The sequence below is a fragment of the Salibacterium sp. K-3 genome (assembly GCF_054052005.1).
On the sequence record NZ_JBSVZE010000001.1, the window covers coordinates 1,556,847 to 1,582,713 of the forward strand.

At 47.0% G+C, this 25,867-nt stretch carries 32 protein-coding genes and 1 other annotated feature; of the genes, 21 read left to right on the forward strand and 11 right to left on the reverse strand.

The window, feature by feature from the left end; all coding sequences use genetic code 11:
* Nucleotides 1-190 precede the first annotated feature (190 nt).
* Together ytvI and ACW9JV_RS07725 are read right to left on the reverse strand one after the other, a co-directional pair.
* Nucleotides 191-1,276: a sporulation integral membrane protein YtvI gene (ytvI, locus tag ACW9JV_RS07720; RefSeq protein WP_457332971.1), complete on the reverse strand. Its 1,086-nt coding sequence runs from the start codon at nucleotides 1,274-1,276 to the stop codon at nucleotides 191-193.
* Nucleotides 1,277-1,530: 254 nt separating this feature from the next.
* Nucleotides 1,531-1,893, reverse strand: coding sequence for a YugN family protein (locus ACW9JV_RS07725; protein WP_457332973.1), 363 nt, complete (start codon nucleotides 1,891-1,893; stop codon nucleotides 1,531-1,533).
* Nucleotides 1,894-2,054: 161 nt separating this feature from the next.
* On the opposite strand from ACW9JV_RS07725, the gene ACW9JV_RS07730 reads away from it, so the two are divergent.
* The 6 genes from ACW9JV_RS07730 (at nucleotide 2,055) to ACW9JV_RS07755 (ending at nucleotide 4,694) form a co-directional block, all read left to right on the forward strand.
* A complete protein-coding gene (locus ACW9JV_RS07730; RefSeq protein WP_457332975.1) occupies nucleotides 2,055-2,483 on the forward strand; it encodes a CBS domain-containing protein in 429 nt (142 codons plus the stop codon).
* A 134-nt stretch (nucleotides 2,484-2,617) separates the two neighbouring features.
* Nucleotides 2,618-3,010, forward strand: a complete 393-nt coding sequence (gene ylbD, locus ACW9JV_RS07735) for a spore coat protein YlbD (RefSeq protein ID WP_457332977.1) — start codon at nucleotides 2,618-2,620, stop codon at nucleotides 3,008-3,010.
* Nucleotides 3,011-3,027: 17 nt separating this feature from the next.
* Nucleotides 3,028-3,258: a YlbE-like family protein gene (locus ACW9JV_RS07740; RefSeq protein ID WP_457332979.1), complete on the forward strand. Its 231-nt coding sequence runs from the start codon at nucleotides 3,028-3,030 to the stop codon at nucleotides 3,256-3,258.
* 55 nt (nucleotides 3,259-3,313) lie between these two features.
* Nucleotides 3,314-3,724, forward strand: a complete 411-nt coding sequence (locus ACW9JV_RS07745) for a hypothetical protein (RefSeq protein ID WP_457332981.1) — start codon at nucleotides 3,314-3,316, stop codon at nucleotides 3,722-3,724.
* Nucleotides 3,725-3,780: 56 nt separating this feature from the next.
* Nucleotides 3,781-4,239 carry a YlbF family regulator gene (locus ACW9JV_RS07750; protein WP_457332983.1) on the forward strand — a complete coding sequence of 153 codons (459 nt, stop codon included), beginning with the start codon at nucleotides 3,781-3,783 and terminating at the stop codon, nucleotides 4,237-4,239.
* A gap of 32 nt (nucleotides 4,240-4,271) precedes the next feature.
* Entirely contained in the window at nucleotides 4,272-4,694 is a 423-nt protein-coding gene (locus ACW9JV_RS07755; protein WP_457332985.1) for an SRPBCC family protein, read from the forward strand.
* Nucleotides 4,695-4,746: 52 nt separating this feature from the next.
* On the opposite strand, the gene cbpB is transcribed toward ACW9JV_RS07755, so the two are convergent.
* Nucleotides 4,747-5,190, reverse strand: a complete 444-nt coding sequence (gene cbpB / locus ACW9JV_RS07760) for a cyclic-di-AMP-binding protein CbpB (RefSeq protein WP_457332987.1) — start codon at nucleotides 5,188-5,190, stop codon at nucleotides 4,747-4,749.
* Nucleotides 5,191-5,347: 157 nt separating this feature from the next.
* Entirely contained in the window at nucleotides 5,348-5,653 is a 306-nt protein-coding gene (locus ACW9JV_RS07765; RefSeq protein ID WP_093334927.1) for a MerR family transcriptional regulator, read from the reverse strand.
* Between the two features lie 244 nt (nucleotides 5,654-5,897).
* On the opposite strand from ACW9JV_RS07765, the gene ACW9JV_RS07770 reads away from it, so the two are divergent.
* The 3 genes from ACW9JV_RS07770 to ACW9JV_RS07780 all read left to right on the forward strand — a co-directional run bounded on the left by ACW9JV_RS07770 (nucleotide 5,898) and on the right by ACW9JV_RS07780 (nucleotide 8,422).
* A complete protein-coding gene (locus tag ACW9JV_RS07770) occupies nucleotides 5,898-6,482 on the forward strand; it encodes a nitroreductase family protein (protein ID WP_457332990.1) in 585 nt (194 codons plus the stop codon).
* Entirely contained in the window at nucleotides 6,479-6,814 is a 336-nt protein-coding gene (locus tag ACW9JV_RS07775; RefSeq protein WP_457332992.1) for a hypothetical protein, read from the forward strand. Before ACW9JV_RS07770 ends, ACW9JV_RS07775 begins: the two co-directional genes overlap by 4 nt.
* Nucleotides 6,815-7,054: 240 nt before the next feature.
* The gene (locus ACW9JV_RS07780) at nucleotides 7,055-8,422 is read left to right on the forward strand and encodes an aspartate kinase (RefSeq protein ID WP_457332994.1); all 1,368 of its coding nucleotides are present in this window, start codon (nucleotides 7,055-7,057) and stop codon (nucleotides 8,420-8,422) included.
* A 104-nt stretch (nucleotides 8,423-8,526) separates the two neighbouring features.
* Here the strand turns inward: ACW9JV_RS07780 and ACW9JV_RS07785 are convergent, their stop codons facing one another.
* From ACW9JV_RS07785 to proB, 4 genes are all read right to left on the reverse strand, one after another.
* Nucleotides 8,527-9,351 carry an ion transporter gene (locus tag ACW9JV_RS07785; RefSeq protein WP_457332996.1) on the reverse strand — a complete coding sequence of 275 codons (825 nt, stop codon included), beginning with the start codon at nucleotides 9,349-9,351 and terminating at the stop codon, nucleotides 8,527-8,529.
* Between the two features lie 148 nt (nucleotides 9,352-9,499).
* Nucleotides 9,500-10,333 (reverse strand): pyrroline-5-carboxylate reductase, encoded by an 834-nt coding sequence (gene proC, locus ACW9JV_RS07790; protein ID WP_457332998.1) that lies wholly within the window; start codon nucleotides 10,331-10,333, stop codon nucleotides 9,500-9,502.
* A gap of 16 nt (nucleotides 10,334-10,349) precedes the next feature.
* Nucleotides 10,350-11,597 carry a glutamate-5-semialdehyde dehydrogenase gene (locus ACW9JV_RS07795; RefSeq protein WP_457333000.1) on the reverse strand — a complete coding sequence of 416 codons (1,248 nt, stop codon included), beginning with the start codon at nucleotides 11,595-11,597 and terminating at the stop codon, nucleotides 10,350-10,352.
* Between the two features lie 2 nt (nucleotides 11,598-11,599).
* Nucleotides 11,600-12,718 (reverse strand): glutamate 5-kinase, encoded by a 1,119-nt coding sequence (gene proB, locus ACW9JV_RS07800; protein WP_457333002.1) that lies wholly within the window; start codon nucleotides 12,716-12,718, stop codon nucleotides 11,600-11,602.
* Between the two features lie 45 nt (nucleotides 12,719-12,763).
* Nucleotides 12,764-12,990: a binding site (T-box leader), on the reverse strand.
* A 120-nt stretch (nucleotides 12,991-13,110) separates the two neighbouring features.
* On the opposite strand from proB, the gene ACW9JV_RS07805 reads away from it, so the two are divergent.
* The 5 genes from ACW9JV_RS07805 (at nucleotide 13,111) to coaD (ending at nucleotide 16,938) form a co-directional block, all read left to right on the forward strand.
* Nucleotides 13,111-13,896: an SDR family NAD(P)-dependent oxidoreductase gene (locus tag ACW9JV_RS07805; protein WP_457333005.1), complete on the forward strand. Its 786-nt coding sequence runs from the start codon at nucleotides 13,111-13,113 to the stop codon at nucleotides 13,894-13,896.
* Between the two features lie 67 nt (nucleotides 13,897-13,963).
* The gene (locus tag ACW9JV_RS07810) at nucleotides 13,964-14,245 is read left to right on the forward strand and encodes a YlbG family protein (protein WP_457333006.1); all 282 of its coding nucleotides are present in this window, start codon (nucleotides 13,964-13,966) and stop codon (nucleotides 14,243-14,245) included.
* Between the two features lie 136 nt (nucleotides 14,246-14,381).
* Nucleotides 14,382-15,569 (forward strand): MFS transporter, encoded by a 1,188-nt coding sequence (locus ACW9JV_RS07815; RefSeq protein ID WP_457333008.1) that lies wholly within the window; start codon nucleotides 14,382-14,384, stop codon nucleotides 15,567-15,569.
* Between the two features lie 284 nt (nucleotides 15,570-15,853).
* Complete coding sequence (gene rsmD, locus ACW9JV_RS07820) at nucleotides 15,854-16,429, forward strand: 16S rRNA (guanine(966)-N(2))-methyltransferase RsmD (RefSeq protein WP_457334650.1); 576 nt, start codon at nucleotides 15,854-15,856, stop codon at nucleotides 16,427-16,429.
* 14 nt (nucleotides 16,430-16,443) lie between these two features.
* Nucleotides 16,444-16,938: a pantetheine-phosphate adenylyltransferase gene (gene coaD / locus ACW9JV_RS07825; RefSeq protein ID WP_457333010.1), complete on the forward strand. Its 495-nt coding sequence runs from the start codon at nucleotides 16,444-16,446 to the stop codon at nucleotides 16,936-16,938.
* A gap of 88 nt (nucleotides 16,939-17,026) precedes the next feature.
* Here coaD and ylbJ read toward each other — a convergent pair whose 3' ends face one another.
* Nucleotides 17,027-18,247, reverse strand: a complete 1,221-nt coding sequence (gene ylbJ, locus ACW9JV_RS07830) for a sporulation integral membrane protein YlbJ (protein WP_457333012.1) — start codon at nucleotides 18,245-18,247, stop codon at nucleotides 17,027-17,029.
* Between the two features lie 194 nt (nucleotides 18,248-18,441).
* On the opposite strand from ylbJ, the gene ACW9JV_RS07835 reads away from it, so the two are divergent.
* Nucleotides 18,442-19,482: a SepM family pheromone-processing serine protease gene (locus ACW9JV_RS07835; protein WP_457333014.1), complete on the forward strand. Its 1,041-nt coding sequence runs from the start codon at nucleotides 18,442-18,444 to the stop codon at nucleotides 19,480-19,482.
* A gap of 4 nt (nucleotides 19,483-19,486) precedes the next feature.
* Here the strand turns inward: ACW9JV_RS07835 and ACW9JV_RS07840 are convergent, their stop codons facing one another.
* A complete protein-coding gene (locus ACW9JV_RS07840; RefSeq protein ID WP_457333017.1) occupies nucleotides 19,487-20,710 on the reverse strand; it encodes a nucleotidyltransferase in 1,224 nt (407 codons plus the stop codon).
* Between the two features lie 143 nt (nucleotides 20,711-20,853).
* Here ACW9JV_RS07840 and ACW9JV_RS07845 point away from each other — a divergent pair, with 143 nt between their 5' ends.
* From ACW9JV_RS07845 to ACW9JV_RS07855, 3 genes are all read left to right on the forward strand, one after another.
* Nucleotides 20,854-21,393 carry a YceD family protein gene (locus ACW9JV_RS07845; RefSeq protein ID WP_457333018.1) on the forward strand — a complete coding sequence of 180 codons (540 nt, stop codon included), beginning with the start codon at nucleotides 20,854-20,856 and terminating at the stop codon, nucleotides 21,391-21,393.
* 62 nt (nucleotides 21,394-21,455) lie between these two features.
* Complete coding sequence (gene rpmF / locus ACW9JV_RS07850) at nucleotides 21,456-21,632, forward strand: 50S ribosomal protein L32 (RefSeq protein ID WP_457333020.1); 177 nt, start codon at nucleotides 21,456-21,458, stop codon at nucleotides 21,630-21,632.
* A 182-nt stretch (nucleotides 21,633-21,814) separates the two neighbouring features.
* Nucleotides 21,815-22,420, forward strand: a complete 606-nt coding sequence (locus tag ACW9JV_RS07855) for an RsfA family transcriptional regulator (RefSeq protein WP_457333022.1) — start codon at nucleotides 21,815-21,817, stop codon at nucleotides 22,418-22,420.
* 64 nt (nucleotides 22,421-22,484) lie between these two features.
* Here ACW9JV_RS07855 and ACW9JV_RS07860 read toward each other — a convergent pair whose 3' ends face one another.
* Nucleotides 22,485-22,994 carry an N-acetyltransferase gene (locus tag ACW9JV_RS07860; RefSeq protein ID WP_457333024.1) on the reverse strand — a complete coding sequence of 170 codons (510 nt, stop codon included), beginning with the start codon at nucleotides 22,992-22,994 and terminating at the stop codon, nucleotides 22,485-22,487.
* Between the two features lie 186 nt (nucleotides 22,995-23,180).
* Between ACW9JV_RS07860 and ACW9JV_RS07865 the strand changes: the two genes are divergently transcribed.
* From ACW9JV_RS07865 to mraZ, 3 genes are all read left to right on the forward strand, one after another.
* The gene (locus ACW9JV_RS07865) at nucleotides 23,181-23,576 is read left to right on the forward strand and encodes a DUF3397 domain-containing protein (RefSeq protein ID WP_457333025.1); all 396 of its coding nucleotides are present in this window, start codon (nucleotides 23,181-23,183) and stop codon (nucleotides 23,574-23,576) included.
* Nucleotides 23,577-23,635: 59 nt separating this feature from the next.
* Nucleotides 23,636-25,258 carry a bacillithiol biosynthesis cysteine-adding enzyme BshC gene (gene bshC, locus ACW9JV_RS07870; protein WP_457333028.1) on the forward strand — a complete coding sequence of 541 codons (1,623 nt, stop codon included), beginning with the start codon at nucleotides 23,636-23,638 and terminating at the stop codon, nucleotides 25,256-25,258.
* Nucleotides 25,259-25,413: 155 nt separating this feature from the next.
* Nucleotides 25,414-25,845: a division/cell wall cluster transcriptional repressor MraZ gene (mraZ, locus tag ACW9JV_RS07875; RefSeq protein ID WP_457333030.1), complete on the forward strand. Its 432-nt coding sequence runs from the start codon at nucleotides 25,414-25,416 to the stop codon at nucleotides 25,843-25,845.
* The last annotated feature ends 22 nt before the right edge of the window (nucleotides 25,846-25,867 follow it).

Consider the following 25,867-nt stretch of genomic DNA (forward strand, 5'->3'; position numbering starts at 1 on the left):
GTGCCAACGCCGACCTGACCCGCATCCTGCGGGCCCTCGGGAGAAAACCGCTGCCTGCGGGGTCTCGAGACACGTGCTGTTCCCGCAGGAGACGAAGCATTTTGACTCCGCTAATTTACTGTTCTTGAACAGCGCCACAAGTGTTCGTGTTCTCTTTCCCTATTTTTCTTTTGTCCCACTCTCTTCTTTTTTAGAGTTTGAAATTCAGTTTGATGATCCCGGCTTCTCTGGCTGATGTGAACGCTATGACGGTAAGCGGTCCAACAATAAAACCGATCACTCCGAGCAGGGATAAACCGATGTACAGGGAAATAAGGGTTGCCAGTGCGGAAAGTCCGATGTGGCTTCCCATCACTTTTGGTTCCACCGTACGCCGTATGATTAAAAGCACTATTGCAAGCACGAGCAGCTGGGTTCCCAAGAGAAGATCACCGGCAATAAAATGATAAAGCGACCATGGCGCGAGGACGGCAATAGAGCCGATAATCGGAATAAAATCGATCAGCCAGATGATGATCGACATCAACAGTGCAACATCCGGTGTGAACATGTATAAACTAATAAGGGTCACAATAAAAATAATGATACTCACCAGAAACTGGGCTTTGAAAAACCCGAGAATGACATAGGACAGGCGTGAGGTCATAAATTTAAACTTAGCCGCTGTATCTTCTGTCATAAATGCGTACATTTTTCTCTTCAGCCTGGGCAGATCTATCAAAAACAGAAACAAAGCGATCAGGTATACAAGCAGGGACACAATAAATCCCGGAATGGAAGCAAGCATGCCGGGAATTCTATCGGCATAGGAGAGCAGCGTCTCCCGATAGCTTTCAAGTCCGTTAATGATCTGATCGTTAATCTGATTGATGGCTTCCGGCGGCAGGTTCATGTCCTGATAAGCGGTATCAATCCGGGACTGCAGACTTAACAGCGCCTGTCTCAGCTCGTTGACATAGCGCGGAAGATTGTCAACGAAATAAATGCCCTGAGACACAACCTGGGTTACGATAAAGTAGCCGCAGAGCGTAAGTACCAATAGAAAAAGGACGAACACGATCATGACTGCCAGGTTCCGGGTGATGTTCAGCTTTTCATGTAACAGACGTACCCCGGGGGATAAAAAAAGAGCCGTTAATAAGGCTAAAATGATCGGCCCCGATACCGGCAGAATAAAATAAGCTCCCACCAGTAGCAGAATAACGGCCAGGCCCCGCAGTAATATTTTTTTATTGAAGATCGACGGCACGGTCATGCTCCTTTCGACATTATCCATGTTTCATAGTAGCTTCCATCTATTTATTATAATAGGGAAACGTTTGGATGGACAGAAAAATGCCTCAAGTTCTTTGCCGGCACTTCATCAACAGAACACAGTTCATTGCCACCTGTCATAAAAAAAACCGGAGAATTTCCGATCATTCCCCGGATTTTTCAGCATCCAAACGCTTTGGGAAAAAGGTGGAAAGATTGAGGGCAGAAGCCCGCCGTTTCTGTATCCTTTACCCGCTCTTTATCCTGAAGCTGGAATTACGATGTTTCTGCTTCCGCCAGGTCGTTATAGACGTTTTCAATCTTCTGTTTACACTTGTTGACGATTTTATCCGGAAAGTCTTCATCATATTCGACGCCGTGAGGATAATAATGGCGGCCGAAAAACGGGGTCAAGAGACGGACCTCCGCATCTTCTTTAGGGATTTCCCCCTGTACGGCAACAGCCTGAACCCGCAGAAAATAGGTAGCATCATCCGTTTGGTCAAGCAGCTTATAATCAAAAGTGACACGTTCATAATCCCATTGTCCTTCATGGATGAACCCGTTACTTTCCATAATCCGTACTAACCGGCCGAAATTAAATTCTTTACCGTGAAAATCATAGTCTTCAATTTTCATACCGGACCTCCTGATAATCCTTAACTTATCTTGTTATGTACTATTTTAATCATAATATGAATCATCTGCAGATGCAATCTCATTGTGTGACAGATGAACGAATAATGAAGGGTTTTCCGGTACATAGTATAAAAAGATTAAAAAAGGAGGATGAATTCAGCATGAAAACCATTCAGGATGTTATGACAGCTGATGTAGAAACCTGCGGTCCGGACGACAGTATCGAAAGCGCCGCAAAAAAAATGAAGGACCATCATATCGGTGCCGTCCCGGTAATTCAGGAGGGAAACTTAATGGGGATGATTACGGACCGTGATATTGTCGTCCGCTGCATTGCCGAAAATAAATCGGAAACATCACCGGTGTCAGAAGTGATGAGCACTAACATGATTACAGCAGAACCTGATATGGACGTTAAAAAGGCAGCCAGGCTGATGGCCGAAAAGCAGATTCGAAGACTGCCGATCGTGGAAAATCAGCAGCTGGCGGGAATCACTGCATTGAAAGATCTGGCCGTCGATGAACAGACGGATTCACAGGCATCGTTTGCATTGAATGAGATATCTGAACAACAGGAAGTTCATCATTAAGAAAAGAAGGGACCTGTTCCGGAGCGGGCAGGTCCCTTCTTTTTGCAAATAAAAGGCCCAAAAATTGGGCGAACGCCGTATTCAACTTCCGCGTATAGTGAACGTAACGAAAGGTTTACAGGAGGTGACAGACCATGGATGGTTCGATTCCGGAGTCTGTATATGAGTTCCGGGAATTTCTCTATAAACATCCACAATTGATAAAAGAAGTGCGTGAGGGTAAACAGACATGGAATCAGCTTTATCAGGACTGGGTGATCCTTGGAGAAGACAATGAAGAGTGGGAACCTTACAGGACTCAGGAGCGGGAAACTTCCGGGGACAACAAGGCGGTGTCCGGCGATACTCTCTCCACCGTATTGAATACGCTAGGTCAAATTAATATTACAGACCTTCAGAAACAGCTTTCACAGTTCAGCGGCGTGATGGGGAACGTACAGCAGGTGCTGCAGCACTTTCAGAAACCTGCAGAACCACCGAAACCACCGAGACCACACTATGATCCCTTTTCTTTCCGTGGTTTCTAAATAAAGGGGGAGTAACCTTGCACCCGGATTGTTATACATGGATAAAGGCAGACCCCGAATATCAAACGTTTTTAAGGACCCATCCAGAGTGGTACCGGATGTTGGGGAGATCTCCGGAATGGTTTGAAGACTTTGCTGAAGAGGCGCGCAGGTACTATAGAGAACCCATCAGCACGCAAATAAGTGAATGGAAAAAAACCACAGACAGCGTGATAAAACTTCTGAAACTGCTGCAAAGCAGCAAATAATCCCGTTTAAAAACCTTTCTTTGCCGCATACTACATGGTAAAGGGAGGTTTTTACATGAAAATAATCCGGGCTGTCACAGCAGGTATCCTGATCGGACTTCTTCCCGGGTTTCCGGTTTGGGCTGTTTCAGAAGAACAAAATGACCTTGAAATACGAACGATTCCGGTGAATGCAAATCATGAAGAGCAGATGAAAGACTGGAGTCTGCAGTACAAAATGAAACAACAGCAACTGTATGTAGAGTGTATCCTTCCGGATTTTGCGCTAGCCAAAGAGGAGAAAAGAAATCATGGGTTTCTGCTCGTGAAAATAGACGGCGAAAAAGCAGCGGAAATGGGACAGGCAGCCTTTGTTCTGAAACATTTACCTCCAGGAAAACATCAAATTGATATTCAGCCTGTTTCTTATGACGGAGGAGCGGATAGAGAAACCGCATCGTTTGAAGTAGAAGTTCCTTCTACGTAAACTATATCTTCAATTCACAGGGCTCAGCGTGTTATAATACATGCGGAGGTGTTCCCATGTCTGCAGTTATTTCAACACCTGTTGACGTTCTGGATGAATCCCAGCAGCTCGGGCGGATCATCATCCAGTCTGACATCTTTCTTCAATATAAAGAAGCAAGAGAGAGAATGGATAATGATCGAGAAGCCCAGCAGCTCATCAGAAGGTTTACAGAAGTGAAAGATAAATATGACGAAGTACAGCGGTTTGGCAAATATCATCCCGACTATAAAACCATTTCCAAGGAAGTCCGTTCGGTAAAACGTGAAATGGATATGCACGATACCGTGGCAGCTTACCGCAAAGCTGAACGGGAACTTGAGGAGCTTCTCAATGAAGTCTGTGGAGAAGTGGCCGGTATTGTTTCACCGACCATCAAACTTCCTGGAAACAATCCATATTTTGAAGATGCTTCTTCCGGATCCTGTGGTTCAGGAGGCGGCTGTGGTTCAGGAGGAAGCTGCGGCTGTTCCTGATCTTCATTCGGATCACAGAAAGAGGTGGCTCCATGTTTCGTGGAACATTTCAGTATCAAACCCTTCTTCCTGCAAATCGGGATGAGGTCTGGCAGTTTTTTAACGATCCGGCGAATCTGGAAAAACTGACAGATGCCGGAGGAGCCACAGTGAAACAGGAAGGAGAATCCGGCGATGAACTGCGTATTGATGCCTGGATCTCCGGAATAAAGGTGGTTTGGAACGCTTTTATTACGGAACGCAGACAGCCGGAGTACTTTGTAGATGAAGCTGTATCTCCGCCGTTTCCACTGCGCAGGTGGAGACATCACCATTCCTTCCAGACCCTTGAGAGGTTTACGGGTGTAACGGACCATGTAACCTTTGAAAGCTGGATCCCTGTTTGGGTGATCAAACTGGGGCTGAAATGGATGTTTACAAATCGCAGGCGGGAACTGCTTAAGATATTCAGCTGAAATGATACGTAAAGCCCGGAGCGGAAACTCCGGGCTTTTTCAGTCATTCGTATTACAGTTTTTCCAGATGACGATGGATGAGGGCGAGGATGGAACGGCGCGTCATAATGCCGATGAAGGATCGGTCTTCGTCTTCGATACATACGAACGGATGATTAATGGACAGCATCAATGCTTTTCCGAACGTTTCATTCTGTTTCATTCTTGGAACCTTAGTTGTTATGACATCGGAAACGGAGTAGTCGTGCAGCCGGTCCATTTCAATTCGTTCCATCCCAAGAATCGAATCAAGAATCTGGGCCTTTCCGACCTGCCCCTGTATTTTGTAGTCCCTGTCCAGTACAGGGATGGAAGTGTATCCTGATTTAATCAGTACAAGAAGGGCGTGGTCCAGCGGATGGTTGGATTGGACGTGTGCCACCTTTTCCTGGGATATCATCAATTGACTGATCTCATGATCGGTAATCTGACTATTTTTTAATGTTTGAAGCAACATAATCACTTTCTTTCCTTTTAAATAATGGGTCAGCAGTTAAAAGAAAGCGCCGAAGCAGTATGGTATCGTATCTACAGCCCATTATAATAGTAGAAGGAACCGGCACGAATGTCAAGTTTAATGTAAACGGTTTCTTCGTGGATGGAAGAGACACTAATTATTTTCTCATATTAAATGCGGCATTCAACTGGCCTCGCAGCATTCTCTCCCGCAGTTCTTTTTTAGGCAGTTTTTTCTGCTCCATTCTGCGGATATCAAACGTCTGCATTCCATCTTCCATTTTATCCGCGATGTCAATCAGGCGTTCCACATCATCAAAAGAATATTTACGGGTGCCACCTTTCGTACGCTCGGGAAAAATTAGTTTTCGTTCTTCATAATAACGGATTTTTCGTTCGGATAACCCTGTGAGTTCACTCATAACACCGATCGTAATAACTTTCTTATCTTTGTAGGAAGACATATGGCATGCACTCCTTTTTTCATCCCCTCATTTTCTTATGTATAAATATATCACATAAGAAAAAGAAATGAACCATTTATGTGAGGAAAACTAACATAATAAACGAGAAAAACTAACATGGGAATCTTTCATCGAACATTTGAGATTCCTACAGCGGAACAAAAAATCAATAATATCAACGGCTGGGAAATAAAGCCTGATCGGGTTATAATAAAGGGAGAATGCTGTGGGAGGATGAGTAACTTTGCACTTACAGGAAGGGCTGCTTACCAGACGAACGATATATAAATTCAAGAAGGATCATGTGGATCCTGCTATTATTGAAAAGGCGGTGGAGTGTGCGGTCCATGCTCCGAATCACAAAATGACACAACCCTGGCATTTTTATGTGCTGCAGCAGGAGTCAAAAAAGGGTTTGGCGCAGCGGAAAAAAGAACTAAAATGGGAAGGTTTTTTTGATAAGGAATCAGACCATGCCAAAAAAGCCGGAGAAGCCGCTTTTCACTATATAGATAATCTCCCATGGGTGGTTGTGGTCACGTCCCACCGGTACAGCGTAGACCCGGTCCGTGAAAAAGAAGACTATGCTGCTACATGCTGTGCTGTTGAAAATTTCATGCTTGCTTTATGGTCTGAAGGTATAGGTTCCAAGTGGTCGACCGGCGCCCTTGTAAAAGATGAAAAAGTGAGAGATATCGTTGGAGCTGGTGAGGAAGAAAGCATTGAAGGTGTTCTGTATATCGGGTATCCGGAAGAGATCCCTGATGTCAAAGACAGACAATGGCAGAAAAGAGTGACGTGGGTGGATGAAACGGAGCGGAAAACATGAAAAAATGGATGATGGCATGTATTGGTCTGCTGGTTGTTCTGGTTCTATCCGGCTTTGTTATTCCGATACAGCTTCAGGCGCCTACGAATGTAAGGGTAATACTGGATCATACAAACCAGGTATATGTGACGCCGCCCTGTTTTAATGACGCAGAACTGAGCAACTTTCTGGAAGAATCAACGTATGGGGAGGCGCTCCAGGAAGAGTATGAACCTGAATCCTTGTGTACCTCCCGGAGTTTAAAAGAAAATGATGTAACAGTGAATGAAGCCCTTCTCAAACTGACGGGTCTTCAGCCCGGTAAGTGGAGCAGTGATATGTGGGAGCCGTAAAACAGATTCATAATGGTACTCAAGATAAAGGATTGCATCGGGATAATATGTACAGTACATATAAGAATGAACGATAGATTCAGCGTGTACTTTGAATGAGATATTCTCACGGTGTTATATCCACGCGTACTGATTGTCATCATGAAAAAACAGCTTTGTTCCCTCACGGTTCGTATGATAAGCTGATAGCTGTGAAAATAAAGCCTGATACTATGATACGTAGGAGTTGTAAAGACGAAGATGAAAGTAGCAAAGTTTGGCGGAAGTTCACTTGCTGATGCAGAGCAGATCAGAAAAGTATCGAATATTATTACATCGGATAAGGAACGTAAATTCGTTGTCGTTTCTGCTCCCGGTAAACGCAGTGGTGAGGACACGAAAGTTACCGATCTGTTGATTACGCTCGGTGAAACGTATCTTGAAAACGGCGCCGCAGAGGAAACGCTGGAGCGCGTCGTGGAACGTTACCGGAGTATTACGGAAGGTCTGGGACTGAACCCTGACATCGTGGAAACAATTGAAGATGACATCAGAAGCCGGCTTTCCTATGACACCTCGGACAGCGGCCGATTTATGGATCAAATGAAGGCTGCGGGTGAAGACAATAATGCCAAGGTGATCGCCCGTTACCTGCAGAGCATTGGTTTTCTTGCCGAATATGTGCACCCTGAGGAAGCAGGTCTCTTGGTCAGTGATACTCCGGGCAATGCCCAGATTCTCGAAGAAGCGTATGATCATCTGTATTCGCTGCGGGAACGCGATGGTATTTTGGTTATTCCCGGATTTTTCGGATATTCCAAAGAAGGAAGACTGGTGACATTTCCAAGAGGTGGTTCGGATATTACAGGATCCATCGTAGCAGCCGGCGTTCAGTCATCCCTGTATGAAAATTTCACAGATGTGGATTCTGTGTTCGCCGCCAACCCTACGGTGGTGGACAATCCCTGCTCCATCAAACGGATGACCTTCCGGGAAATGCGTGAACTTTCCTATGCCGGATTCGGAGTTTTTCACGATGAGGCACTTATTCCAGCGTTCAAAAGCAACATTCCGGTCTGCGTGAAAAATACTAACAATCCTTCCGGTGACGGTACCATGATTATAAACGAACGGGAATACGCCATGAATCCGGTTATTGGTATTGCCGCAGACAAAGGATTCAGTACGATTTACGTTCGTAAATATTTGATGAACCGGGAAGTTGGTTTTGGGCGGAGGCTGCTCGAAATTATTGAAGACGAACAGATTTCGTATGAACATATTCCATCAGGAATTGATGATACATCCGTTATTCTGGAAAATGATCAGTTGACCCCTGAAAAAGAAGAACGGATTATTTACCGGATCATGAACGAACTGGGAGCCGATGATGCCTATTTTGAAAAAGATTTTGCAATGATTATGCTGGTCGGAGAAGGGATGCACGAAACCGTCGGTATAGCAGCAAGAGCGACAAAAGCAGTATCGGAGCAGGGTGTGAATATCGAAATGATCAACCAGGGATCATCGGAAGTATCTCTTTCATTCGGTATTCATGACGAAGACGTTGATAAGGCCATCCGCGGACTGTATGATGAATTTTTCAGCACCAAAGAAGTGCTGCAGTAATAACAATAATAAGGGATGCCCCGATGGCAGCGGGGCATCCCTTATTATTTACAGAGGTCAGAGTTCATCGATTGAAAGAAATAGCGTGACAAAGTTGGTGGAACTCAGCGTTTATGATGTTTATCTTCAAGTATCAGCTGTTTCAGTTCCCGGATTTCCTGCTGCAGGGACTCGATCTGAGGATCGCCTGTGGCATGATTTTCTTCTTTTATACCCAATTCATCTGCTTTTTCCACATTATTCACGATAACTCCTATAAATAGATTAAAAATGACAAATGTGCCGACAAGAACAAAACTGATAAAATAAATCCATGCATGAGGGGACTGCTCCATGATTGGACGCATCACATTACTGGCCCAGGATTCCAGGGTTACAACCTGAAACAGGGTTAACAATGAGGTTCCGAGGTTTCCAAAATAATCAGGGGCGACCTGCTGATACAGCATGGTCCCAATCACTGCGTAAATATAAAAAATAATACCCATCAATACGAGAATGTTGCCCAGTGCCGGAATCGTCATCAGTAAGGCATTAACGAGGCGCCGCAGGGAAGGGATGAATGACACAGCGCGGAGTACCCGGAGTACCCGCAGTACACGCAGAACGGTGACAAAGTGAACGCCGGCGAAAAGATGTCCTGATAAAACGATGAGAAAATCAAACCAATTCCAAGAAGATTGAAAGAAAGAATAAGCTGGTTTCGTTCCGATCAGACGCAAGCCGATTTCCAGCGTAAACATCCAGAGCAGGATACGGTCGGCAGCAAAAAACAAGGTTTTATTTTCGTTATACAGTGCCGGGAATGTTTCCAAACCAACTATGACGGCATTTATTAATATGAGAACCATCACCGTTCTCATAAACCATCTATGTTCGACGAGCCTTTGGATAAATGAACGGAGAGATGAAACGGTACTGTCCGGCATATGTACAAGAATGCTCCTTTCCTGCGGAATGTACTATCGTCATACATTGTACGATAACGAAGAACATACACTAAAGAGTTAAAAATGGAAAGAAGTGACCAAAACGTGACAAAGCGCGGTTTCATTTCTTAGAACCGCGCTTTACCGGTCAGGAAGAACCGGGCTTTTTTTTGTTTCCTCCCAGAGCAGCGGAACGAGACACGGCTGCCTTAATACTTTGTTGGAACGCTTCCTGGAGATGATGTTTTTCCATTTCCTGAAAGGCTGCTTCAGTTGTTCCTCCCGGGCTCAATACTTCCCGGTAAAGCTCCGCCGGGGAAAGATCCGATTCGCGTAGGCGCACTGCCGCACCATACATCGTCTGTATAATCAGATTTCTGGCTTCTTCTTCCGGAAGACCGGATGCTGCCGCCGCCTGTTCCATCGCCTCGGCAAAGTAGTAAAAATAAGCGGGGCCGCTTCCGGCAATGCCGGTGACGGCATCCATATCTTCCTCTTTGACCACAGCAGCCGTTCCGATGGAAGAGAATAGAGCAGCGGCCTCCTCCATGTGCTGTTCTTCTGCGTAAGATCCTTTCGCCAGAGCGGTTGCCGACTGCCCTACTTTTGCCGAAGTATTCGGCATGACTCTGATCACTGGATTAGCACCGTCCAGATGGCTTTCAATATGCGTCGTTGTCATTCCGGCAAGCACGGACATGATCACTTTTTCTGCACTCAAACCGGGGGCCGCCGCGGCAAGAGCGACTTCCATGTGTTTTGGCTTAACAGCAAGGACAACAATATCGGCTTCCCGGACAGCTTCGGCACTGTTGGAAAAGGGGCGTATACCGTATTCCTCTTTTAACTGCTGCAAACGGGCTTCGTTGGAATGATTGACGGCGAGAATATGATCCGGCGGCAGCAGATCCTCTTCCAAAAGACCGCCGATGATGGAACCCGCCATCGACCCCGCTCCGATAAACGCTATTTTTCTCTTCATGTCGTTCATGTACCTCCTATTCCTTGATCTGCCCGGAGCCGTCTACTAGATATTTGAAAGAAGTTAAGGCTTCGAGACCCATTGGTCCGCGGGCATGGAGTTTCTGTGTACTGACTCCGATTTCAGCGCCAAATCCAAATTCAAAGCCATCGGTGAAACGGGTGGAGGCATTGTGATAAAGAACGGCTGCGTCGATATGGCTGTAAAAATAATCTTTATGATCCGGTTGTTTTGTGACGATAGCTTCCGAATGGCCGGTACCGTACGTTTTAATGTGAGAGACGGCTTCTTCATAATTTTTCACTGTTTTAACAGCCGCCGTCAAATCCAGAAATTCTTCTCCCCAGTCTTCATCCGATGCTTTTTTTACATCCCCGTGAAGGGATTGAAAGTATTCGTCCCCGCGCAATTCAACACCGTGGGCGGCAAGCGATTCAATAAGTTCCTGTCCATGCGTTTTTGCCCAGTCTTTCTGCACGAGAATGGTTTCTGCCGCATTGCAGACAGAAGGGCGCTGGGTTTTTGCGTTAACAGCGATCCGAACGGCCATATCTTTATCGGCGCTTTCATCGATAAAAACATGGCAGTTGCCGATACCTGTTTCCAGCACCGGAACGGAGGACTGCTGTACCACGGTCTGGATAAGTCCGGCTCCCCCTCTTGGAATCAGGACATCAAGATAATCATTCATCGTAAATAAATCCGCTGCTGCCTCCCGGGAGGTGTCTTCAGCCAGCTGTACAGCATCTGCAGGGATGTTTCGGTCCGACAATGCTTTGTGAATGGAAGCGACAATGGCTTCATTGGAATAATAGGCGGTGGAGCTTCCTCTCAAGAAGGCAGCATTTCCGGTTTTCAGGCAGAGTGCAGCAGCATCGGCAGTGACATTCGGGCGTGCTTCATAAATAATCCCGACTACGCCGAGCGGCACCCTTACTTTCTGAATGGACAGATCATTCGGCCGCTGCCATTTTTCCATTTCCTGTCCGATTGGATCTTCAAGGGAAGCAACCTGGCGGAATCCTTCCGCCATCCCCTTAATTCTTTCGTTCGAAAGACGGAGCCGGTCCATCAGAGCGGTGGAAATACCATTTTTTTCACCTGCCTCCAGATCCTTTTCATTTTCCGCGAGAATGGACGGTATATCCTGTTCGAGTTGATCAGCCATGCCCAGCAGCAGCTGATTCTTTTCCTCTGTTGATAAAAGAGCAATGGTGGCGGCAGCTTCCTTAGCTTTTTTTCCCTGATCAATCATTACACTCATTGTTATCTTCTCTCCTTTTCTGCAGGAACCCATTCGTCACGATGAATGACTTCCGCTCTCTTTGTGACTGTTAATCCGGCAGCTTCCTGCGAAGATTTTCCCTTGATGTTCAAAATCTCCTCGGCCGACATGTTTACCTGCCCTTTACCGATGAGCTGCCCCCGGTTATCTTTGACCTCTACCACACTGCCGCTTTCAAAATGTCCTTGAACTTCCAGAATACCGGCGGGAAGAAGACTTCTACCTTTTTGAAGCAATGCGGTTCTGGCTCCTTCATCTACGGTGATTTCTCCGGCGGGGAGGGAGTGAAGAGAGAGCCATTGTTTCTTGCTGTTCAACATGAACCGGCCGGGGAACCCGATGTAGGTCCCATCTCCTTTGCCGGCGAGAATATCCTGGAAGGAAGAAGCCCCTTCGGCTTTGCCTATGAACGCCCGCAGACCAAGAGACAATCCGGTTCTGGCAGCCTGCAGTTTGGACTTCATACCTCCGGTTCCGACAGCACTGCTGCTGTCCCCGGCCTGCCCGAGCTGCTCTTCTTCAATGTCTGATAAAAAATGATAACGTTTGGCCGTTGGATCGGTGTTGGGATTGGAATCATAAATCCCGTTGATATCGGTGATCATGATCAGGCAGTCCGCATGAATCAGTCCGCCTACAAGGGCGGAAAGCATGTCATTATCCCCGAAAGTCAGTTCATCAACAGCGATCGAATCATTTTCATTGATGATCGGCAGGACACCGCGGTGAAGCAGTTCCGTCAATGTTGAGTAGGCATTCTGATACTGGGATTTATCAGCGAAATTATCTCTGGTCAACAGAATCTGCCCGGTTTCAATCTGAAACCGTCTGAATGCTTCGGTATAGGCCTGCATTAACCGCCCCTGCCCGACAGCGGCAGCAGCCTGCTTGCCGGCGGTAGTCACCGGGCGGGAAGGATATTTCAACCCCGAAAATCCGGCTGCTACTGCGCCTGAAGAAATCAAAACCACCTGGTGGCCGTCTTCATGAAGAGCCGCAATAGCTTCTACGAATTCATTCAGCTTTGGATGGCTCAGTCCGCCCCCGGCATTGGTCAGGGAACTGCTCCCTATTTTTATGACAACTCGTTCTTTTTTCATTCCTATCACCCGAATCCATAATAAAAAACTCTTCCATCCTTTTGTGAAAAGGACGGAAGAGTGCATTTCCGCGGTACCACCTTCATTAGACGGACGTAACCCGTCCGGCTCTCTCGATCTTTCGGTAACGGAAAAGCACCGGCCGGGTTATTTCCCCGGCAGCTCCAGGGCGGGTTCAAAAACAGTGCCATCCGTGCAGGACTTTTCAGCCTGGAACCCTGCTCGCTGTTTTGGATGATCTGTTGATTACTATTCCCTGTCACAGCCTTCATTTTTTATGGAACTGTCTTTTTGTATAGTTGTTACTTATTATTATCTGAAACATGGAATTTGTTTGTCAAGTCTTCCGGGTGATAAAGTGGAAATAAAAGAGGCGGAGGGAGGATCTTGTTTTGGAAAATCGACCTCGGATCATTGTAATCACCGGTGCCTCCAGTGGTATCGGCAGGCAGCTGGCCTCCCGTGCTGCAGAGAACGGAGATCATCCGGTTTTAATCGCCCGATCGGAAAGCATCCTGCGCGAGATTCAGAAAGAGCAGCAGCAAAAAGGACGGCAATGCTCCGTATACCCGGCCGATATTTCTGATGAAAGCTCCTGCAGGCGGGCGGTAGACATGATTATCGCGGACCTGGATCTGCCCGATGTGCTTATTAATAACGCCGGCACCGGGGTGTTTGCACCCGTGGAAGATATCAGCCCCGAAGAAGCAGCCGAAATGCTGCACGTCAATCTTTTCGGTACCTTTCTGGTAACGAAATATTTTCTGCCTTATATGAAGCAGCGGCAGCGGGGTATGATCATCAACATCGGGTCACAGGCCGGTAAGGTCGCAACCCCGAAGGCCTCTGTCTATGCGGCTGTCAAACACGGAGTTATTGGTTTCAGTAATTCGCTTCGACTGGAAGCAAGGGATTACGGTGTTCAGGTAACAGTTGTCAATACAGGACCGGTCCGCACCCCGTTTATACAAAAAGCCGATCGTTCAGGAGATTACGAAAATAAGGCAGGGCGCTGGATGCTTAATGCCGAAAAAGTATCACGGCGTATTTATAAGCTTACCATCCATCCCCGAAGGGAACTGAACCTTCCGTGGTGGATGGCTGCGGTGTCCCGTCTTTATCCGTTCATGCCCGCCTTCATCGAGAAAGCGGGGAAGCGTTGGTTTCAAAAGAAGTGATGCCGGTTGCCGGCCGGAAAGGTTCGTGCTATCCTGAAACATATCAGCTTCAAAAGGAGGCAGACCCATGCATACAGCTCGTACAGGAATCGCAGTCTGGCTCCGATCCACTAAAAATGTGCGCCACCTGCGCCGATACGGAGTCGTTTATTACGTATCCAAACGTTTTAAATATGCAGTGTTATACTGTAATCAGTCAGAAGCAGATCAAACAATAGAGAAAATAGAAGCTCTGTCGTTCGTCGAAAAAGTGGAAAAGTCCCGGAAACCTGAAGTACGCACAGAATTCAGCGGTCCCATCAAACCGAAAGAGAAAGAAAATGACTACCACTATAACGCCGGTATTTAAAAAGGTTCTGTCCTCCAGAAGGACGGATCTTTTTTTATCAAGGAGGATTCCGGTATTGAGATCTCTTTGACCTCTTCGTTTGTTCAGGCCTGTTTTCTGTTATAGAATGACAGGCATAGAAAGAAGGGGACCGTAAATGATGGACTGGAAGAAAAATTTATACATTTTAACGGCTGCCATTTTTATTGTCATGGCGGCCATGACAATGATCGTGCCCTTTCTCCCTCTCTATCTGCAGGATCTGGGTGTGACTGATCCTGCGAAAGTGAGTACGTGGGCGGGGTTGATTTTCGGTATTAACTTTTTCAGTGCTTTTATCGTTTCCCCTTTCTGGGGACGTCTGGCGGACAGGCACGGACGGCGCCTGATGGTGCTGCGCTCCGGATTCGGAATGGCTGTCGTCATGGTATTGATGGGGTTTGCAACAGGTCCCTGGAGCCTGTTATTCTTCCGGCTTCTCAACGGGACTATTTCCGGATTTAATCCGGCTTCCATTGCTCTTGTTTCGACGAATACGCCGAAAGAACACGTCGGCCGGGCACTCGGTATTCTTCAGGCGGGAGCGGTGGCCGGTAGTATTTGCGGCCCTCTCTTCGGAGGTGTTATGGCCGAAATCATCGGGTTTCGGATGATATTCAATATTACAGGGCTGGCCATTGCAGTTGCAGCCTTGACGGTTCTGTTCTTTGTCAAAGAGGACTTCACCCCTCCGGAAAATGAAGAAAAAACAAGTACCCGGGAAGATTTTAAAACCATCGCCCGTATCCGTCCGATCCCTTCCATTTATGTTATTATCTTTGTGATTCAATTTGGCCTGGTCGGGATCAACCCGCTCGTTTCCCTGTTTGTGGAAGATTTGAGCGGCGGCATCAACAGTGCTTTCTTTGCCGGACTGGCTGTTTCTTCCATGGGGTTTGCGAACATGCTGGCTTCTCCCAAGCTTGGCAAATTAAGCGATCAAAAAGGAGCGCAGTATGTGTTGTATGGAGCTTTAATCGGAGCCTGCCTGTTTTCCATTCCACAGGCTTTTGTAACCGAGCTTTGGCAGTTGATCGTGATGAGGTTTTTTACCGGCCTCTGTCTCGGCGGCCTGCTTCCCGCCGCAAACACTCTGGTTCGGCGCCTTGCCCCGGAAGGAATGGAAAGCAGAACATATGGTTTTTCGAACAGCTTCTTATTTCTCGGTAATATGCTCGGGCCGATGACAGGCGGTCTTATTGCCGGAGTGACAGGAATCAGAAGTCTGTTTCTCATGTCAAGCCTGCTCCTTTTTATCGGAATCATTCTCATGAGAAAACAGGTTATCCCAGCATTGAGGCAATAAAAAAAGGGCCGTTCCTCAGGGTAGAAGGAACAGCCCCGTCCGTACAAAGACGGACGATGGGAGAGGAGAAACCGGAGGAAGAACTTATGGGGAAACGTAAGCCTTCTCCGCGGTTGTCAGCAGCATGGATTCATGCTGCTGTTTGTCATTGTGTACGTCATTGTATCAAAATATACATAAAAGAAGAAAAAAGCATCAAATGCTGTTATTTGCCGGCGTCTTGATGTATGGTAGGATAAAGTGAAACTTCCATCCTTGGACGCCCTGCGGATGGAAAGTCGGCAATAAGAAAGGAATGCGCGGATATGCGGGTGGTTTCTGGGAAATATAAAGGAAAAGCATTGAAAGCGGTAAATGGAATGAAAACCAGGCCGACTTCTGATAAAGTAAAGGAAGCTTTGTTTCAATTGATCGGACCTTATTTTGAGGGGGGGACCGTGCTGGACCTGTATGCCGGCACCGGAAACCTCGGTATCGAGGCACTGAGCAGAGGTGTGGAGCAGGCAGATTTTGTGGACAAACACCCGCAGGCAGTGCGCGTAATAAAACAGAACCTTCATACAACAGGTGTGGAGGAAGATACAAACGTCTACCGCAATGATGCTGGACGGGCGTTGACTGTTCTGCAGAAAAAGGGACGGTCTTTTGATTATATATTTATGGATCCTCCCTATGCCGATGATCCGATTCCTGTCCTGCTTGAGACGATTTCCGACGGCCTGCTTCTGCATGAAAACGGAACCGTCGTATGTGAGCATCACGCCTCGGCAGTACTTCCCGTACGAGCAGGACGGCTGGAACACAAGACAGTGCGGAAGTACGGAGATACCAGCATTACCATCTACAGGATGGAGGAGTGAAGGAGGGGACCGACATGGCCGAAACTGCAGTTTATCCCGGGAGCTTTGATCCTGTGACGAACGGCCATCTTGATATCATTGAACGCAGTGCGAAAGTTTTCAACAAAGTAGTGGTTGCTGTATTACATAATCGTAATAAAGAACCTCTTTTTTCTGTCGAAGAACGTCTCGTCATGTTAAAGGAATCAGTGGCGGATATTCCAAATGTGGAGATTGATTCCTTTAATGGCCTTTTGATTGATTATGTCCGGCAGAAACAGGCAAAAACGATTATACGCGGACTGCGGGCTGTATCTGACTTTGAATATGAGCTGCAGGCAGCTTCCATCAATCGGAAGCTGGATCCTGAGATTGAAACGTTTTTCATGATGACAAACAACCAGTATTCCTATTTAAGTTCAAGTATTGTAAAAGAAGTAGCGAAATATGAAGCTGACGTAACAGGGCTCGTGCCGCCTCCCGTATCATCTTATTTGTATGAGAAGTACGGGCCGTTTTCCAGCCCGTAACCGGCCCCAATGCAAGGAGCTGTCTCATAAGGGATGGCTCCTTTCCTATATTGCGACAACTCCGAGGGGGTGTAACAGGGTGTCCTGTTTATTTATAAGGTAACCTTTCCTGTTGCCCGTTCCGGACATGGAGAATGATCAGGTACAGCAGCAGTATGCCGATGGTTATGCTTCCGCCGTATTGATAAGCTGCAAGGGCAGCCATTTCCCAGATGGAAGAGAGAAGCGCTTGTTCTCCTGAACCGGACACAACAGGCTGATCGACCCGGAATTGATAAAGAGGCCCAAAACAGACATAAGTGATCAAAGCCGCAAACAGACCGTGCAGCCACCGCCCAGCTAAGAATGGTATATAGCGGATGTCTGTTTCGGCAAGGATGCCTGCTACCTGCGCGTGCACGGAGAGGCCGCTGAAACCAAGAATAAAAGAGACAATAATCATTTTTTCAAGCAGAGAGACCGAAGAAAGACTGCTTGTCAATCTGCTTCCCGAGGTAATTTCAAGAATGCCGGACAGAAGCGGTACAGCTGTATCGGTGCTGATGGAAAGAAAAGAAAGCAGGATACCGGGTATCACCGAAAGATAGTCAATCATAGACGTGACTTGAAACATGCGGTACAGTACGGCGAAAAAACAGATGAAGCCTCCGACCATGAGAAGCGTGTGTACGGATGAAATCACAGCGTCCCCAAGCTTTGTGCCAAATGGGCGCTTGTCCTTTTTCTGCTCATCCAGTAGCGCTTCAAATGCATGACGGATAGAAAAGGAAGATGACAATGCAGTACCTTGCGAATGAAAGGCATGAAACCGCATCACTAATCCAACAAAAACGTTAGCCGTATAATGAGAAAATGCAAGTAGGAGTCCGAGTTCCGGAGTGTGAAAAAAACCGGCCGCAACGGCCCCGCATATAAATAAAGGATTGGAAGCGTTGGTGAAACTGACCAACCGCTCCCCTTCTTCCCGGCTTATCTCCTGTTCCTTACGGAGGGCGGCTGTAAATTTCGCTCCTGATGGAAATCCGGTAATGAATCCGGCGGCCCATACAAATCCCCCTGCTCCAGGAACACGGAAGAGGGGACGCATGACAGGATCGAGCAGGATCCCGAGAAGCCGGACCACCCCAAACGCAATCAATAGTTCAGCCGTAACAAAAAACGGGAAGAGAGAAGGGAAGACCGTTTGACTCCAGATCAGCAGTCCGTTTTTGGATGAATCAAGAACTTGATCCGGGTATAGAATGAAACAAAGGGCAAGTAATGAGACGGCCATTGCGGCAGCCGCTCTCAGGAAATGATCATTTTTCAATCTGTGCTGCGCCTCCTCTTTTTGTTCCTGTGTGCATGATTCGGATTCAAAGCATCCACCGCCAGTCCGTGTTAGAATGTTGAAGACCAGTCTCCAGACGGTCGTGACGTTTTACTTTAACCTTATGTATGAATGACGGGATGAAACACCATTTAAAATAAAAAGAATGATCGCGGAAGGAGTAGCATCGGACTATGAAACAACCTCGTTTTCGACGAAGCTGGATTATTATTGCTGTACTGCTTGCTGTGCTCGCCCTGAATCAGATTCCCCTGCCGTACTATTACTCACAGCCGGGGGAAGCGTCTTCCCTGGATGAAATGATTACCGTGGAAAGCGGCTATAAAGAACAGGGCGAATTTTATTTAACGACGATACGCCAGCAGCGTGCGAATATCCCGTTATATATATGGGCACATTTATCTCCGTACCGCGAACTTACACCGACGGATCAATTCCTGAGAGAAGGAGAAACAGATGAAGAATACTTCCACCGTCAGGACATGTTGATGAACAGTTCCCAGGAAGCAGCAAAAATCGCAGCCTATAAAGAGGCAGAAGAGGATTATGATGTGGAATACAACGGAGTGAAGGTGGCGGAGGTCATCGAAGGAATGGATGCAGAAGCCCATCTGCAGCAGGATGATCTGATTACTGCACTGAACGGAGAAAACGTAAGGACATTGGAGACCATGAATGACAGGCTCGAAGGAATGAGTGCAGGCACCGAGGTGGAGCTGACAATAAGACGCGGCGGTGACACACTGGAAGAAACGGTTGAGATATCAGAATTTCCGGAGGAGCTGAACAGTTCCGGAAGAGCCGGCCTCGGGCTGCTTTATCCTTATACGGACCGCAGAGTCCAGTTTGACCCGGATGTTGAAATCAATGCTGGATCGATTGGAGGCCCTTCGGCAGGACTGATGTTTTCCCTGGAGATCTATAACCAGCTTACGGAGAATGATCTCACAAAAGGGCTTGATGCGGCTGGGACCGGCACGATAGATGATGAAGGGAATGTAGGGCGGATCGGCGGCATTTCCCAGAAAATTGTAGCTGCTGAAAATTCAGGCGTTGATGTTTTCTTTGCGCCTGATCACGATACCGCCTCTCTGTCCAATTATGAGCAGGCCAGAGAAACGGCGGCGGATATCGGAGCAGACATGAACATTGTACCTGTAAAGCAGATGGAGGATGCGGTGTCCTATCTTCAGAACCACCAGCCAGCTTCGTAATGGATCAGCGGTGCAGAAAAACAGGCGGCTGTTCATATTCGGCCCGCCATTTTCCGGTGCGCTGCGCAGGTTGGAGAGGAAGAAAATAAGCAAGGGCCGCTTTTTCATCAAGCTGCTGCTGCGGTGTTTTATCTTTTGGAAGAGAGGAAAACATAGGGATGCCGACCTGTTTTTTGATTTTATTCAGGTAGGCCTGTCCCGTATCATTCATGCCGAGAATACGGATATGGTCCGCCTCCCCGGATTGCAGAGCTTCAGAAGCTTCTTCCTTGAACGTCCCGGTGAGAACCTGCACGGCAAAACGCTGCAGCCTTGTCCACGTATAGCGCTTTGTTTTAAAAGCATGCATGAATTCATGGAAGGAAGCGCTTTTTTTTAAGGCAGATTGAAAACGGTGGTGGATTCCTTCCTCTGCCTCGTACACTTCTTCGAGCAGGGAGGAAGGAAGGGTCATGGCTTTTGCCTGAAGATAAGGGAAATACTTTTCCCAATCGAAAAAAAAGGAACCGGCGCTCAGATACGCCTGCATATGTTGAAATACGGGCTCCGGGAGGGCCCTCTCGACTGTGGACAGAGTATCCGGACTGTCTGTGAGGCGGCGCCGGATACTGGTGGCGCTTGATATCTCCGTATCGGCCAGCTCTCTGTCGTGATAACCGGACTGAATACGCTGGATGGTTTTCGGTGTCATCGGACTTTTCAGTTCATCCACGGCTTTGATGTAGCAGTAACCGAGGATATTATTTGGCTGTGTCAGGTCAGGAAGGTCATCATCCGGTGCCATGTCATGGAATGCAAGGGAAGCCGCTTTTGGAAAACTGTAACCGAGGCTGCTGTATTTTTGGATGCAGCGCCCGTATTCAAAACGACGTGCCTGAAGAAACTCAAGCAGGTTTAAAAACGGTTCGATCCTTCCGTGTTCGCTTCCGAAACAGACGGTGCCGGCCCCGAGCTGGTCAAGCACAGACACAGCTCCTCGGGCAAACCACTCCGCGTGCTGTCCTGAAAATATGTAAGGCAGTTCGACAACCAGGTCGGCACCGCACTGCAGCGCCATTTCTGTCCGCTGGCGTCTCGGAACGAGAGCCGGTTCCCCGCGCTGTAGAAAATAACCGCTCATCACGCAGATAACAACATCTGCGTCTGCGGTTTCCCGGGACGCCTGAAGGTGGTGAAAATGACCATTGTGAAAAGGATTGTATTCGACGATTAGACCGACAGCTTTCATGCAGTGTTCTCTCCTTTCAGTCCATGACATGAAATCTTGAAGATGGTCATTCTCTGTTACATCCAGTATAATGTAAAGAAAAAATATTGACAAACAGCAGCATGGTGGATATAATAACTCTTGTTGTCCAGAGGTGATACCCAATGAGATGGAGTATACAACAACTATTAGCAAAAAAGGGCGAAGGACTGGAAATCGACTCCACCGTCGATGTCAGCGAACTGAAGGACCGTGACCGCGAACTGCGCGATATCAGTCCGGTTCATGTATCCGGCAGGGGAGATTTTGCCGGGGAAACTGTGACATTCCATGTCCGCCTGAAGGGATCGATGGTGCTTCCATGTGCGCGTTCACTGGCGGATGTTCATTATCCATTTAATATTCTCATGACTGAAAGTTTCCAGCTTGACGGAACACCGGTGGATGAAGAAGACATTACCATGCATGAACCAGAGAATGGGTATGTTGATCTTCACCCATACGTGAAAGAGAATATTCTCGTTGAACTCCCGATGCAGGTGTTTGCTGAAGATATCGATGAAAAAGAGGCACCTGCCCCGCAGAACGGCGAAAACTGGGAAGTCATTACCGAAGAAGAAGCATCAGCGAAAAAGGAAAATGAAGAGGAAGAAAGCAGCATCGATCCGAGAATGGCTGATTTAGCCAGGTACTTTAACAAATAAGAAAGACAGGAAAAGCCTTTGCCTTTTCGTACATTCGAAATACCTAAAAGGAGGTGTGGCTGATGGCAGTACAACCGAGACGTTCAACCAAAACCCGTAAAAATAAACGTCGCACGCATCATAAACTTACTGTTAAAGGAATGGTGGAGTGCCCGGATTGCGGGGAAATGAAATTATCCCACCGTATCTGTAGAAACTGCGGTTCCTACAAAGGAGATACCGTAGTGGAAAAAAACTAAAGGATGCTTAGAAGCTGGTTATCGACATTTTTTCGATAACCAGCTTTTTTGCTGTGAGTGATTTATATTTTATCCATGATTCTGGAATAAAAATCCTGGCGTTGGGACATAATCCTTTGATAGAACGATTCTATCTTCTAGTTTCTGTTCATAGAAATGAAGTAAAAGAACGGAGGGATAAAATGACAGGATCCAGGCAGGATGCATGGTCCGCGGATGAGGATATTACGCTTGCTGAAATTGTACTGCGGCATGTAAGGGAAGGGAGCACACAGCTTGCTGCTTTTCAGGAAGCAGGAGAAAAATTAACCCGCACTGCAGCAGCTTGCGGGTTTCGTTGGAATGCATGTATAAGAAAAAAATACGAAAAGGCTGTGGAATTGGCGAAATCCCGTCAGACGGGGAAGAGTGAGGAAAATAGTGAGGATGAAGTGTTGGAAGAATCGTTGTTTTCACAGGAAAAAGAAAAGCCGGAAGCAGGGGAATCCAATTCAGAAAAGCCTTACTCTAGAGGGATGAAAGAACGGCTTCAGGAAACCATCTCCTTCTTACAGGAACTCTCCGGTTTTCTTGAAGAGCGAGGGGAAAACAGAGAGGCATTAGTAAAAAAAGAGAACATAGAAGCGGAAAATGAAAAGCTGGAGCAGGAACTCCAGCAGATTAAACAGGACTTTAAGCAGCTGCGGCAGGATTACAAAGCTCTGCTTGAGGTAATGGATAAAGCGAGAGCGTTGTCGGAGGGATCGCTTTCTTCTCTTGCCGATGACAACATGGAAGAAAGCAGTTGAGGGTACCGGCCGGAAGCGGCCGGTGCCGCCTTCCATCCTTCCACAATGACGTTCAAGCTTTGTATTATTCCGGAGGTGTCATGTCGGACTGCACCGGGGACGGCTCCTGCGCCTGTACCCCTTCCGGATACCATACATAAGGATTCTCGCCGCGGTCTCTTTCCGGATGATAGGATACGTTTTCGAATCCCATCTTTTCCCAGAAATAATCAGAACGCTGTCTGGCATTTGTTTTTACAGGCAGATTAAACGATTTTGCATAATCCACCAGCGCTTCACCAAACCCACGGTTTCGGTACGCCTCCAGAACTTCCAGCTTCCACAGTTCAAGATAGTCCTGCGGAGGGTCGAAATAAAAGTCGAATTTAGCGTCTATTTTATACAGGCACATCCGGGCAACGAGACGGTCCCCGTAATATATGCCGTAAAAGGGAGATTCACTGTCATTTTCGATAATGTTTTCTTCCAGCTCTTCTTTCATGGACAGTTCCTGCACCCCGACTTCCTTGAAATTCTGGAACTCTTCAAGAGTCTTGAAATTCACACGCAGACGTTTTACTTCTGGTTGTGTCATCTTCATCCTCCTCATAAAACCGGTTTCTTCCTATTTTACTATATATTCACCCCGTTTTGGGAACAGATATACTGTTATAGAATAGGCGTAATTCTTTTAATATTCAAACATGAAAAGGGATTGCTTGAGGGACATAAATTTTATAAGCTTGGTGGGACACATTCACTCCAATAGAAAGTGGGAAAAATGTTGACGAATATCGTTGTTTTCATTGGAGCAGCGCTTTTAACCCTTCCTCCGGCAGCATGGTACATTATCTACCTTGGTGTAGTAAAAACGACAAAAAATAAAGGGAGAGCCCTGCGGACAGCGTCAGATAGTACGACGGTGTTTTTTATCGCTGCTGTGCATCTTCTCCTTAAGGATATAACCGGCTCTTCGTATTTATGGCTATTGTTTGTCCTCGTCCTGCTTATTGCATCGGCATTCACCATCATTCATTACAGAACGCGGCAGGATATTGCATTTCTGCGTCTCACAAAAGGAATCTGGCGCTTTACTTTTTTTCTGTTTCTCGCAGTCTATCTCCTGCTGTCTGTTTATGTCTGGGGAACGGGTTTGCTTTCTGCTTTTAATGGCTGAGGGATCGTGATAATCTGAATATCAGAACACATTTGCGGCACTGGAAAGGTTGGAAGCCAATGCAGGCAGTAACAATAGAATCACCGTTTCATACTCATCCATTTGTGAAAGATTATATACAACAGGATAGCAGCGCCCGTTCCTTCTTCGATTACGGCTTTGCCGAAGAGGATATTAAAAAGCGCTTCGAAGAAATTACCTCCCGGACTTATCAACGGAAAGGGTTATACAGTGTTCTTTATACATATAATCAAAAGCACTCCTGCAGCCCGGCAACCTTGGAAAAACTGGAAAAACTTAAAGATCCGGAGGCGGTTGCAGTTGTCACTGGACAGCAGGCAGGTTTTCTCACCGGCCCGCTTTTTACGATATATAAAGCTGTTACAGTACTAAAAGAAGCAGAAGAGAAAGAACAACTGCTGCAAAGACCGGTGCTTCCGATTTTCTGGATAGCCGGTGAAGATCACGACTGGGAGGAAGTAAACCATATATACCTGCCGGATGGAAGCGGACCTCGAAAAATAACCTACCAGGGATTTTTCGAACCGGGATATCCGGTCGCAGAGCAGCCGGTGGAAGGAGAGGCCTTTGACTCATGGTGGAGACAGGCTGTCGAGCTGCTTCCGGAAACTCCCCATACGAAAGAACTGTATGATGCTTTTCAGAAGATGGCGGCGCGGGCAGAGTCGATGACGGACTTTTTTGCTGAGGCCATGCACTGGTTGTTCAGTGGAAGCGGCCTTATTTTAATGGATGCATCGGATCCTGATCTGCGTTCGCTGGAAACGTCCATGTTTGAGCAGCTGATCGAACAAAATGAGGCTGTGCGCGGTGCTCTTGAAAAAGGACTGAAAAATCGCGGAGCATCGTTTTACGGACGCCCGGAAGGATTTCAGGAAGAGAGCGCCCATTTGTTTTGTCATTATCCCCACCGTGTTCTTTTATACCAGGACGATTCTTTCCTCTTCACGGATAAAACCGGGGCGCTCTGTTTTTCAAAAACATTTCTCTTCGAAGAAGCAGCGCGCCGCCCTGAACGCTTCAGTACCGATGCTCTGACAAGGCCGCTGCTTCAGGAGTTTCTTCTTCCGGTTCTTTCATATGCCGGCGGTCCGGGTGAAATCAATTACTGGTCTGTACTGCAGCCGCTGTTTCACCTGTTTGACCGGATGGTCCCGCCGGTCGTCCCCCGGTTGGAAGCGACCATTTTTCCGCGCTCCACCCAGTCAGCTCTAGAGAGAGAAAACCTGAGCGGTGAAGATATGCTCAGGCACCCAACCGGAATTTATGTAGACAGGATACGGCAGAATGCGAAAACGATTGACGGAACGGCTCTTGCAGAAAACCTTTTAGAGACGATCCAGCCTTATCATGATCATATGAGGTCTGAGTGGGAAAAGATTGCCCCATCGGAAAAAAGCTATGGCGAAAAGAACTGGGAAATAATCGAACAGGATATCTACACCTTCGCGGATAAAATGAACCGATATCAGGAAGAAAAGGAACTGGAGCGGATCAGGCGGATTCAGCGGGCAGGCGGCCTGACTCATCCAGACGGCAGGCCTCAGGAGAGAAAATACAATATTTTATTTTTCCTGAATGAGTATGGCAGCAGTTTTGTTTTGAAACTATGGAAGGTGCTCAACGGTGAATACGGGCGCCATCATCTGATAAAACTGTAAAATGAAAGCAGAATCATACATCCGGCGACGGATTTCTAAATTCTCTTCGTAAAGAAGAGAATTTTTTTGTCGGTAAAAAATTTTTAATTCAACGTGGTATAAAGTGGGGGAATGTGGTACGTTATAGTTAGAAAGTGGAGGGAGATGGATGTCCAATGTTTATGGGCGAACATCATCATAATGTGGATGACAAAGGAAGAATGATTATTCCCTCCCGCTTTAGAGAGGGGCTTGGAGAAACGTTTGTCATTACCAGAGGAATGGATGAGTGTCTGTTTATCTATCCGATGGAAGAATGGGAACGTCTTGAAAGCCGCCTGAAGTCTCTTCCTTTCACGAAAAAAGATGCCAGAGCCTTTACACGTTTTTTCTTTTCGGGAGCGGCTGAATGCGAATTGGATAAACAGGGAAGGGTGAGCATCCCTTCCACCCTCCGCCGCTATGCCGAAATACATAAAGAATGTGTAGTGATAGGAGTTTCCACGAGAGTGGAGATCTGGAGCCGTGACAAATGGGAAGACTATTTCGAAGAGTCCCGTGAATCATTCTCGGACATTGCAGAAAATATTGTGGATTTTGATTTTTAACATAGTACCGGATCATACCGAA